The 10823-nt window shown below is 58.1% G+C and carries 10 protein-coding genes; 7 read left to right on the plus strand and 3 right to left on the minus strand.

Annotation, left to right across the window (positions count from 1 at the left end):
* Positions 1 to 83 precede the first annotated feature (83 nt).
* Positions 84 to 1472 (minus strand): DUF6056 family protein, encoded by a 1389-nt coding sequence (locus tag U2949_RS11865; RefSeq protein WP_321287929.1) that lies wholly within the window; start codon positions 1470 to 1472, stop codon positions 84 to 86.
* A gap of 330 nt (positions 1473 to 1802) precedes the next feature.
* Between U2949_RS11865 and U2949_RS11870 the strand changes: the two genes are divergently transcribed.
* The 5 genes from U2949_RS11870 to U2949_RS11890 are packed head-to-tail and all read left to right on the plus strand — an operon-like array spanning position 1803 to position 7027.
* On the plus strand, positions 1803 to 2690 hold the full coding sequence (locus tag U2949_RS11870) for a SphA family protein (protein ID WP_026483922.1): 888 nt from the start codon (positions 1803 to 1805) through the stop codon (positions 2688 to 2690).
* A gap of 22 nt (positions 2691 to 2712) precedes the next feature.
* Positions 2713 to 3495 (plus strand): SDR family oxidoreductase, encoded by a 783-nt coding sequence (locus U2949_RS11875; RefSeq protein ID WP_026483921.1) that lies wholly within the window; start codon positions 2713 to 2715, stop codon positions 3493 to 3495.
* Between the two features lie 56 nt (positions 3496 to 3551).
* Positions 3552 to 4796, plus strand: a complete 1245-nt coding sequence (locus tag U2949_RS11880) for a styrene monooxygenase/indole monooxygenase family protein (protein WP_026483920.1) — start codon at positions 3552 to 3554, stop codon at positions 4794 to 4796.
* A 25-nt stretch (positions 4797 to 4821) separates the two neighbouring features.
* On the plus strand, positions 4822 to 5433 hold the full coding sequence (locus tag U2949_RS11885; protein ID WP_026483919.1) for a flavin reductase family protein: 612 nt from the start codon (positions 4822 to 4824) through the stop codon (positions 5431 to 5433).
* Position 5434: 1 nt separating this feature from the next.
* Entirely contained in the window at positions 5435 to 7027 is a 1593-nt protein-coding gene (locus U2949_RS11890) for a phytoene desaturase family protein (protein ID WP_321287932.1), read from the plus strand.
* 22 nt (positions 7028 to 7049) lie between these two features.
* On the opposite strand, the gene U2949_RS11895 is transcribed toward U2949_RS11890, so the two are convergent.
* Positions 7050 to 8027, minus strand: coding sequence for an AraC family transcriptional regulator (locus tag U2949_RS11895; protein ID WP_257723330.1), 978 nt, complete (start codon positions 8025 to 8027; stop codon positions 7050 to 7052).
* A 161-nt stretch (positions 8028 to 8188) separates the two neighbouring features.
* Here U2949_RS11895 and U2949_RS11900 point away from each other — a divergent pair, with 161 nt between their 5' ends.
* Positions 8189 to 8806 carry a flavin reductase family protein gene (locus tag U2949_RS11900; RefSeq protein ID WP_026483916.1) on the plus strand — a complete coding sequence of 206 codons (618 nt, stop codon included), beginning with the start codon at positions 8189 to 8191 and terminating at the stop codon, positions 8804 to 8806.
* Between the two features lie 340 nt (positions 8807 to 9146).
* Here the strand turns inward: U2949_RS11900 and U2949_RS11905 are convergent, their stop codons facing one another.
* Entirely contained in the window at positions 9147 to 9926 is a 780-nt protein-coding gene (locus U2949_RS11905; RefSeq protein WP_026483915.1) for an ABC transporter ATP-binding protein, read from the minus strand.
* Positions 9927 to 10187: 261 nt separating this feature from the next.
* On the opposite strand from U2949_RS11905, the gene panD reads away from it, so the two are divergent.
* Positions 10188 to 10748 carry an aspartate 1-decarboxylase gene (panD, locus tag U2949_RS11910; protein ID WP_009461218.1) on the plus strand — a complete coding sequence of 187 codons (561 nt, stop codon included), beginning with the start codon at positions 10188 to 10190 and terminating at the stop codon, positions 10746 to 10748.
* Positions 10749 to 10823 lie beyond the last annotated feature (75 nt).

A 10823-nucleotide genomic window follows, 5' to 3' on the forward strand; every position in this document is an offset into this window, starting at 1 on the left:
CGGCAAGTAGTCTGACTCGCCCTGCCAGACCCCCCAGGGCCTGAAGCGGCTTGCAGCGGAGGAAATGCACAAGTCCTCAAGCTTTAAGGCGTGGGTGATGGTGCCCCTGTCTCCAGGTCATAGTGCTGATTGACGGCATATTCGTTGATCACCGCCTTGCTCCCGTAGTATCGGGCTATGGCTTTGGGGTCGAAGTGCATATCGAAGCGATCCCGCGAACGCAATGTGGGCAGGAAAAAATACTTGGGTAGTTTTACGTGATGACGCTGATGCTTGTGAGCATCGGCCAAGATAGCGCGTCGTACCTGATCCTGCTCCCAGGTGCCGTGGTAACTGCGTAACATCAGGCCGCTGGAAACCAGCCATAGCGTGCCGCAGGTCCCCAAGGTCACTAACAGGTTGCGCTGCATGGGCATAGCGCGTTGCCCCTGCGCCAATAAGTCATGTCCATAAATAGACAAGGCCACCAGCAGAAACATCAAGCCGCCATTCAAGGCTCGCTTGGGGATATTGGGTGCCAGAACCAGAATGGCATTGGCCAGAAGCGATGCGCCAATGAGCAGCCACATCGCCCGGCGTACAGATTCAGAGGACGCAGGCCCTATGGAAAAACGCCAAACCAGCATCACTAGAATCACCCCCCAGTACCGCAATATGGCATCCGGGAAACGACGAGCAAAATGCTCCCAAATGCGCCATGAAAGAGGCTGGTCGTACCAATGAGCAAAGACCTCTGCGCGTACTTGATTGCCCGGCGCCAGGACCAGTACGGCGACCCCCAGTCCCATGCATAGCAGCCAAATCATGTGCCACGGGTTCAGCGAACCTGTGCGCTGAAAGTGCCTTAGGCACAGATACGCCAGCAAACACCAGCTGATAACGCCGGTGTTTTCATTGGAGCAACCGGCTAGCAGGCCCAGAAGGCAGAGCGCCAAGCCTGTGATCACAGAGGGCTTGCCCTTTTGCAAGTAGCAGATAAAGGCCAGCACAAAACCGAAATTGAACAGATTGGGCCACAGGTAGTTGGCGGCGCCTACCAACCAGAATGTGGTTTGCCCCAGATGGGGGTTGACCAGCCAGTACAAGGTGAACACCAGCAGCAGTAAGGACGGGCGCAAGGCTCGTCCGGCCAGTTGGGCCCCCAGTGCCGTCAGCACTGTGACCAGGCCAAACAGGGCTGCTGTATTCAGTGTGGCTTTCAGCCATCCCGGAGCCAGCGTGAGCATGGCGCTGGAGAGCGTATCCGAGACCAGACGACCGCTCCATTGCAGATAATGTTGCTTGATCGCCGTCCACGCAATGCCTTTGTTGGCGTAGTTGAAGTCGTCCGAGATCATGGGGGTGAGCCAGTAAATGGCCCACGTAGCCATCACGGCCAGTACCGCAAAAGTAATAAAGGCCCAGGCACCAAAACGGCGGCCGAGCAAGGGCTGGCTGAATCGGGATTCAGCAAAAGAGAGAGTTGGGCTCATCAAGATGAAGCGGCGGGTTTGTGGCCAGGTCCACGACGACGGTATTACACATCGCTCGCTGCCCTGGGTGTTCAGGCCCAGGTGATATCGATTATTCACTGGGCGGGAAGCGAGGAATTATCTCAGATACCCGTTGAAACACAGCGTTTAACGACTTTGCTGATCGTCATCCTTTAAATCTAAACCAAATCGGGGTTTTCCCTGCTTTTGCGGCTTCTTGCGCTTATTGGCCAGGCGCTGCGCAAAGTGGATATACCGACAAAAAGAGCACTTCTACCATTGGCTCCATCGTCATACCTAAAAAACAAAAGGAGAACGGACGTGGGGGACATCAATAAAAAAATAGCAGCAGTGGTTCTGGGTGCAGGGGTATTGGGCGCCGGCCCGGCCTATGCCATTGAAGGTAATGGCCTGCCTATTTATCCCGATGGTTTGGAAAACTTCATGAGTGGCGCCCTGCCGCCGCCCGGTGTGCACTTGCTGATGTACGGCGGTGCCATGCGTTACGACTCGGTGCGTGACAAGAATGGCGACAAGTTGCCTATTCCTGACTTCAAGGTCGATGTGGCAATGGTTGCGCCGCGTCTGGTCTGGGTGACGGACCAGCAGGTGTTTGGTGGCCAGTTGGCATTTCATGCCCTGGCTCCCCTGCTGACCGTCAAGGCGCAAGCCGCCGGCCAGTCCCAGCGCCGTAGTGGTTTGGGTGATGTGGTGTTTGGTCCCGCTCTGGGCTTTCACCCCAGCGAGAAGATGCATTACATCCTGGGCGTGGACTTTGTTGCCCCGACTGGCCGCTACAAAGTGACCGACAGCGCCAACCTGGGCCGCAACTACTGGGCCATTCAGCCCGCTGCTGCATTCAGCTACATGCAGCCCAGCGGCATCAACCTGGATTTGAAGATGATGGTGGACTTCAACTTCCGCAACAGCGACACCGAAACCCGTACGGGTAAAGCCATTCACGCCGATTACGCCGTGGGTTGGGGTTTTGGTAATGGCCTGGTGCTGGGGGTGGGTGGTTACGCCTATCAACAGATTGAAAGCGACCGTGGCCCCATGGCCGGTGACAGCAAGGCCCGTGCCTTCGCCATTGGTCCCAGCCTGCGTTACGCCAATGACAAGGGGCTGCTGATTACGGCCAAGTACCAGCAGGACCTGGGTGTGCGTGGCCGTCCTGAAGGAAAACAATTTTTTGTAAAAGTAGCGGTTCCGTTCTAAGGGCCCGCGGCAGGAGAGCGAGATGAAAGGATTGAAAGACAAGGTAGTCATCGTCACCGGCGGCGCAACACGTGTTGGCGCAGGCGTGGTCGAGGTGCTGATGGGCTATGGCGCACGTGTGGCCGTGTTTGATATTGATGCCGCAGGTGGTCAGAAAGCCGTAGGCAACGATGCTGCCAAAGCCAAATTCTGGGAAGTGGACATTACCAGCGATCAAAGCCTGAATGCCGCCATCGAGCAGGTGAAGGCGCACTTTGGCCGTGTGGATGGTCTGGTCAATCTGGCTTGTTCCTATCTGGATGAAGGCATGGCTTCCAGCCGTGAAGACTGGCTCAAGGCCTTGGATATCAACCTGGTCAGCGCGGTGCAGGCTGCCAAGGCTGTGCGTCCCTTGCTGCCGCGTGGCGGCTCCATCGTCAATTTCACATCCATTTCCTCGTCGATCGCTCAAACCGGGCGCTGGTTGTACCCGGTCTCCAAGGCCGCCTTGTTGCAACTGACACGCAGCATGGCGCTGGACTTTGCTCCTGACGGTATCCGTGTGAACTCGGTCTCGCCCGGCTGGATCTGGTCGCGTGTGATGGACGAGCTGACTGGCGGCGATCGCGCCAAAACCGACCGCGTGGCCTCGGCATTTCACATGCTGGGCCGCGTGGGAGATCCCCAGGAAGTGGGCGAAGTCGTGTCCTTCCTGCTCTCGGATTCCGCCAGTTTCGTGACCGGTGCCGATTACGCCGTTGATGGCGGCTACTCGGCCATGGGACCCGAGCAAGGTGTACCCGCCATTCCAAAGTTGGCTGAATAAGAAAAACCGGGACGCCGCCGCAGTGGCGTCCTTAGCTCCCTCAGAAGGAAAAAATCATGCGTAAAGTTGCTATTGTGGGCGCTGGCCAGGCTGGCATGCCCGTTGCATTCGGCCTCTTGGCCAAGGGCTATGACGTAGCCGTTTTCACCAACCGCAGCCCCGACGATGTTCGTGGTGGCCGCGTGATGTCCAGCCAGTGCATGTTTGCCGAGGCGCTGGACGTAGAGCGCCGACTGGGCCTGAATTTCTGGGACGACGAATGCCCGCCTGTACAAGGCATTGGCTTTGCTCTGCCCAACCCTGAACAGCCTGACACCAAAGCCGTGGACTGGAGCGGCCGTCTGGATCGTGAAGCCCAGGCAACTGACCAGCGCGTGAAAATGCCCTACTGGCTGGAACTGTTCGAGCAGCGTGGCGGCAAGCTGATCATGGAAGACGTGGGCGTGGCCGAACTGGAGCGCATCACCCAGGAATACGATCTGACCATGCTGGCTGCCGGTAAAGGCGAAGTGGTCAAACTGTTCGAGCGTGATGATCAGCGTTCCATGTACGACAAGCCTCAGCGCGCCCTGGCCCTGACCTATGTACATGGTCTGGAGCCTACGCCTGAATACTCGCGCGTGTCCTTCAACTTCATCCCCGGTGTGGGCGAATACTTTGTGTTCCCCTCGCTGACCCTGTCCGGTCCCTGCGACATCATGGTGTTCGAAGGCGTGCCCGGTGGTCCGCTGGATCGTTTCCGCGAGGCCAAGACGCCCGAAGCTCATCTGGAGCAAAGCGTTTCTTTCCTGCGCGAATTCCTGCCTTGGGAAGGCGACCGTGCCCGTAATGTGGAACTGACGGACGCCCAGGGTTACCTGTCAGGCGCCTTCCCTCCCACGGTACGCAAACCGGTGCTGACGCTGCCTTCGGGCCGCATGGTGCTCGGTCTGGGTGATGCCGTGGTCGTGAACGACCCCATTACCGGCCAAGGTTCCAATAACGCCGCCAAAGCCGCCCAAGTGTATCTGGACAGCATTTTGCAACGTGGTGAAGGCGCGTTTGATCGGAACTGGATGCAGGAAACGTTCGAGCGTTACTGGGATTACGCCAATCTGGTGGTGCGCTGGACCAATTCCATGTTGAAGCCACCAACCGACTCCTCTTTTGCCTTGTTGACCTCGGCTCAGCAATCGCCCGCCCTGGCTCATTTCCTGGCCAACAGTTTCAACCACCCACCGGTTCTGTTCCCGGCCTGGGAAGATCTGAATGCCGCCCAGGCATTGATCGAGAAGACTCGTAGCCAATCTGTGGCTGCCTGATAGATAGTATTCAAGGAGACGTATCATGACCCCCACCGCAACGCTGCAAGACTCCCCGTCCCAAACCGCTGCCCAGCGGCAGGCCGTGTCTGCCCAAGCGTTGGCAGCCGCTGACGCCAAACCCACACCGTCCAATCTGAATGTGGTCGATAGCCGTGCGTTTCGCCAGGCACTGGGCCATTTTCCAACGGGTGTGGCCATTGTCACCACTCGTTGTCCCGATGGCCGGGCGGTGGGTCTGACCATCAACTCCTTTACGTCCCTGTCGCTGGAGCCGCCTCTGGTGATGTGGAGCCTGGTGAATCACTCGCCCAGCCTGGAAATTTTCGAGAAGTGCAGCCACTTTGCGATCAACGTGATCAGCCAGGAGCAAGTGCCCGTGGCCCTGGGTTTTGCCAATTCCCAGGTCAAGGACAAGTTTGCTCTGGTCTCGCACGTGGATGGTGAGGAAGGTGTGCCCTTGCTGGACGATTGTGTGGCGACCTTTGTGTGCGAGAACTACCGTCAGCATGAAGGTGGCGACCACACTTTGTTTATTGGCCGTGTGGTGCGCCACACCACGCTGACCGAACACGAGCCTGCGGTGTTTCACCGTGGCCGTTTCGCCAACTTGACTACGCCTAGCGGAGACCGTTGAAATGAGTGATGCGCACAGCGCTGATGTAGTCATTGTCGGCAGCGGGATGAATTCACTGACCTGTGCCGCCTTGTTGGCTCAGCGGGGTTTGTCGGTGACAGTGCTGGAGCGCAATGCGGTGGCCGGGGGCTGTATCCGTACGCAGGAGCTGTTCCCCGGCTTTACCCATGATGTTCTGTCCAGCTGGTATCCCCTGTTCATGGGCGGTGCATCCTATGCCACTTTGGCTGAACCCTTGGCCAAAGCCGGTCTGGAGTTTGTCAAAGGCGAGTACAGCACGGGTCTGGCCATTCCTGGTGGCTCGTCGCTGGCCTTGCGTCAGGATATGGACGACACCGTACGTCGCTTCAATGACTTGATGCCCGGTGAAGGCGATGCCTTGGGTGCCATGGCGGCCCGCATGTTTGGCCCGGATGCCAGTCTGGTGTTTGGCTTGCTGGGCGGAGAGCCCTATCGCTGGCCCATGGCTAAATTGGCGTTTGGTGCCTGGCGCGAACGGGGGCTGGATGGCTTGATGTCCTTTGGCTCGCAAGCGCTGGAAAGTTTTCGGCGCTGGGCCATGCGCGATCTGCGCAGCGATCTGGCCCGTGCCATGATTGCGCCCTGGGTATTGCATAGCGGCCTGGGCCCGGACGAGGCCAGCTCGGCCCTGATCGGCAAGCTGACTTTCAGTGCCGTGGTCAGTGGTGGCATGCCGGTGGTCAAAGGCGGCAGTTACCAGATTGTGAAAGCCTTTACCCGCATCATCGAAGAAGCCGGTGGCGCGGTACTGACTAATTCCCATGTGGATCGTGTGCTGGTGGACGGCAATAAGGCGACAGGCGTGTGCGTCGGAACGCAGCGCTATCTGGCGCGTCGTGCCGTGGTGTGTAACGTGACGCCGGGCCAGCTCTATGGCGACTTGTTGCCGGAAGTGGAGCCTGAACTGTTGAAATCCGCCCAGGATTATCACTATGGCCGGGGCGGCATGCAGATTCACTTTGCCTTGAATTCCCCGCCCGACTGGGTGGACCCGGAGCTGCGCCATGTCCCTATGGTGCATGTGACGGAAAGCATGGAGCAGGTATGTTCCTCGGTGGTCACGGCCAGCAATGGCTACCTGCCCGCCAAACCGACCTTAGCCGTGGGTCAGCCGGTGGCGGTGGATGTGACTCGTGCACCGGAAGGTCACTGGATTCTATGGGTACAAATGCAGGAGCTGCCGCGCCACATCAAAGGCGATGAGGCGGGCGAGATTCCTGTGCCGGCTGATGGTCGCTGGAACGAAGCCGTGCGCGAGGCTATGGCCGATCGCGTTCAGGCTCGTCTGGAAACCGTCATGCCTGGCCTGGCTGCCAAGATTATCGGGCGTCGTAGCGTCAGCCCGGCGGACCTGGAGGCCTTGAACATGAATCTGGTGGGGGGCGATCCGTATAGCGGGGTGTGCTCACCGGATCAGTTCTTTTTCATGCGTCCTTTTGCAGGACACAAGAACGCGCGCAGTGGCACCACGCCCTGGCGCAATCTGCATCAAATTGGTGCGTCGGTACATCCAGGCCCTGGCCTGGGTGGTCAATCCGGCTATCTGGCAGCCCAGCGTATCTTGAAGGGGTGAGAGGACGGGTGAGGCGGTCAGCTCAGTGCTGGCCGCCGCGCACTCGTTGCAGGGTCTCGCCAGGCGTTTCGCCAAAGCGGCGGCGGTATTCGGCGCTGAAACGGCCTTGGTGGGCAAAGCCCCAGCGCATGGCCAGGTCGGCCAGCGTCAGGTGAGGCTCGTTGGAATGGATCAGTTCGTGGCGCAGACGGTCCAGACGAACCTGGCGCAGGTACTGCATGGGGCTGACGCCGTAGTGGTCTCTGAAGGCTTGCTGCAAGGTGCGAGAGCTGACGCCCGCAATGGTGCTGAGTTCGTCTACCGTGACCGGTAAATGGGCCTGCTCATGCAAATGGGTGGCTACTTTCTTCAAGTGGCGCGGCAAGATGCGAGTGGGGTTCAGGGCCTGAATCTGAGCCGGTGGGTGCAGATCCAGCAAAGTTGTGACAGCCAATTGTTCCAGCTGGTTGATGATCAGCGGCGAGCGTCGAATGTCTTCGTAATTGCGCGCACAGTCCAGCACGTAGCGCAGCATGATTTGCCAGGAAGGCTGGGTGTGAGCTTCCAGGCGTACTGGAAACAGCAAACCTTGCGGGCCTACGTCCAGGCCCATGCCACGGGCAGCCTGCTCCACCAGATTGCGGTCTATCTTGAGCATTAATTGCTCATTATTGGCGTGCCAGACCATGTCCACATCCTCGTTGGGATTCAGGATCGTGGCGGCGTAGGGGCTGGAGTCCACGGTTTGGCCACCGCAGCGAATTTTGGCGGTGCCGTATTGGGGCATCTGGACCAGGTAGAAACCGGCCAGGTGATCGGGTTGTATGTGTACATCGGCCCCGTAGCCCAGGCGGCTCAAGGCGACCTGACCAAACTGGGCGTGGCGCAGCCGGGTTTGCAGGGTCTGATCGGCACGTAGCTGCTTGAGCTGGTGCGACTTGAACATATCGCTGACAGATTTGCGCACGTGTTCCAGGTCAGCAGAAGCTACACGTGCCCAGTGATCGGGCTTATTTTCCATGTTTCATGTGCCTAGATGGTTCTGAAAGGCAGGAAGGATACGTAAAACCTTGAGTTTCAACGGTTTGCAGCGGCTTTATTTTAGTTGTAAAGTATATCAGTGGGCCACCGGGATTTCCCGCAGTCCCGTTTAGTTTGTTGTGTTTATTAACAGAGAGAACCGTGCAGAAAGACTTTCACTTCTACGAACCCACACAAGGCCATGGACTGCGCCACGACCCGATCAGTTCTATTGTGGGCCCTCGTGTAATTGGCTGGATCGGTACTAAAAGCACGGAAGGCGTGCTGAACCTGGCCCCTTACAGTTTCTGCAATGTGTTCAACTACCGCCCGCCTGTCATCGCTTTTTCCAGCGTGGGCTACAAAGACAGCGTGCGCAACGCAATTGAAACCGGCGTCTTCACCTGGAACCTGGCTACCCGTGATCTGGCCGAACCCATGAACATGACCAGCCTGGAACAAGATGTGCGCGAGTTTGAAGTCGCAGGCCTGACGCCTGTGGATTCCCGCCTGATTGATGCCCCCCGCGTGGGCGAGAGTCATGCCTCGCTGGAGTGCAAGGTGACGACCCACTTCCAGCTGAAAGACTCGGAAGGCAAGGATCTGAACACCTGGATGGTGCTGGGCGAAGTGGTGGGTGTGCATGTGTCGCCCAACAGCATCGTGGACGGCATTTACCGCACCGCGATCCCACGTCCGATTCTGCGTGGTGGTGGCCCTGGCGATTACTTTGAGATTACGGACCTGGCCTTGTTTGATATGCCACGTCCCAAGTCCTGATAGCAGGGCTGTAGTCAGAAGCTGCTGATTGGCGGCTTCATTAGGATGGCTGCAAATGCATAACGGCGCCGCAAGGCGCCGTTTGCTTTATGTCTGCTCAGAGTGTGGCCGAAGTCTTTGGGCTGTTTTACCTGCTGAGATACATTCGGCTGTCTGGCGATCCAGCGATCCAGCGGCCCGGCGATCCGGCTTTTCGATGTTTCCGTCGTGTCGCAGCCTGGCAGGCTTAGTGAACCTACTGCTTCGCGATTGCTCGGTGACTGGTCGGTCCGATCGACCCAAGGGGCAGATAGCCAGTCACAGACCCGTCAATCCGTATTGCGCGCCGTAGGCGGGCATCTTAGCTCTTGGATGAACCGCCCGCCGCCAGAAATTGCGCCAAACGAGGGCTGCGTGGCGACACCAGGACTTCTTCCGGTGGGCCCTCTTCCTCGATCAAGCCTTCGTGCAGATACACCACCTTGCTGGAGACGTTGCGCGCAAAGCTCATTTCGTGCGTAACCACCACCATCGTGCGCCCTTCTTCGGCCAAATTCTGCATAACGCGCAGAACTTCGCCCACACGCTCGGGGTCCAGTGCCGAGGTTGGCTCGTCAAACAGCATCACTTCAGGTTCCAGCGCCAGCGCACGGGCAATCGCCACACGTTGCTGCTGGCCGCCCGACAAGAAGGCCGGGTATTGCTTGGCCAGATCGCGCGACAGGCCCACCTTGTCCAGATACAGCTCCGCTTTGGCAATGGCCTGCGCCTTGTCCATGCCCTGTACATGAATAGGCGTGGCGGTAATGTTTTCCAGCACCGTCATGTGCGACCACAGGTTGAAGTGCTGGAACACCATGGCCAGGCTGGTGCGCAGGCGCTTGAGTTGTTGTTTATCTACCGCAACCAGTTCGCCCGTTTTGGGGTCCAGACGGGTTTTCAGTTCCTCGCCCTTGATGACGATACGACCGGAATTAGGCGCTTCCAGAAAGTTGATGCAACGCAGAAACGTACTTTTGCCCGAACCGCTGGACCCGATCAGGCTGATGACATCGCCCGGCTCCGCGCTGAGAGAGACTCCCTTGAGGACCTCCAGGGAGCCATAGCGTTTGTGAATATTCTCGATGAGCAGGTTGGGCATGGAAAACGGTATCGTATTGAAAATAAAAAAGACCGGCGCGACGCGGCAGAGGGGATTACAGCACAGACTGGCCGTCAGGCAAATCATTGATGCTGTGGTTTTCCCGTACAAATCTGTGGGTCTAAACGGATTTGCGCGCATTTCTGGGTTTATGATGCAGTCTTTCCCGCAGCCCTGATCGGGCTAAGGGCGCAGCGCAAGCCGCGTTTTAGCCAAGCTTAGGTGTCCGTTACAGGGGACCTGTTTCTAGAGAGTGTTGTCATGAAAAAAGTGGTCCGTGCCAAGCTGCATGGTATCAAGGTGACCGGTGCCGACTTGAACTATCACGGCTCGATCACACTGGATCCTGAAATCTGCGAACAAGCGGGCATTTTACCCATGGAGTTTGTGGAAATCTGGAATAAGGACAGTGGCGCCCGTATTTCTACCTACGTAATCTTCGGTGAACCCGGTTCGCGTTGCGTGGTTCTGAACGGCGCGGCCGCTCGTACCTGTCAAAAGGGCGACACCGTCATCATCTGCGCAACCGAATACGTGATGAACTCCGAAGACCTGTATTCCCTGCGCCCTACCGTGCTGACGTTCACGCCAGAAAACGAAGTGGATGAAGTCATGCACTACGAAGTGGCCAAGACAGCCCAGCGTGATTACGACTTCCGTGTGGTTCGCGACGACCGCCCTCGTGGCGCCGAGCGTCCACTGGCCCGTGTCGACGTGGACGCCCTGTCCGCTGACCTGCGCTCCCGTGGTCTGGACGATCGCGCCATTGCCGACATCCTGTCCTGCCATCTGGCCGATTTCGCGCCTGCGAACCAGAACTGATTGAATGTCACCGGGCCGCATCAGGCCCGCTGATGGCTTTATTAAAAAACGCGGTGTTCACTGCCCTTGGCAGCA

Origin of the sequence: Alcaligenes phenolicus (assembly GCF_032063905.1) — a bacterium.
GTDB classification, from domain to species: Bacteria; Pseudomonadota; Gammaproteobacteria; order Burkholderiales; family Burkholderiaceae_B; genus Alcaligenes; species Alcaligenes phenolicus.

Coding starts and splice junctions, on each gene's coding strand:
- U2949_RS11865 (WP_321287929.1), bottom strand. CDS start 1,472: ATGAGCCCAACTCTCTCTTTTGCTGAATCCCGATTCAGCCAGCCCTTG.
- U2949_RS11875 (WP_026483921.1), top strand. CDS start 2,713: ATGAAAGGATTGAAAGACAAGGTAGTCATCGTCACCGGCGGCGCAACA.
- U2949_RS11880 (WP_026483920.1), top strand. CDS start 3,552: ATGCGTAAAGTTGCTATTGTGGGCGCTGGCCAGGCTGGCATGCCCGTT.
- U2949_RS11885 (WP_026483919.1), top strand. CDS start 4,822: ATGACCCCCACCGCAACGCTGCAAGACTCCCCGTCCCAAACCGCTGCC.
- U2949_RS11890 (WP_321287932.1), top strand. CDS start 5,435: ATGAGTGATGCGCACAGCGCTGATGTAGTCATTGTCGGCAGCGGGATG.
- U2949_RS11895 (WP_257723330.1), bottom strand. CDS start 8,027: ATGGAAAATAAGCCCGATCACTGGGCACGTGTAGCTTCTGCTGACCTG.
- U2949_RS11905 (WP_026483915.1), bottom strand. CDS start 9,926: ATGCCCAACCTGCTCATCGAGAATATTCACAAACGCTATGGCTCCCTG.
- panD (WP_009461218.1), top strand. CDS start 10,188: ATGAAAAAAGTGGTCCGTGCCAAGCTGCATGGTATCAAGGTGACCGGT.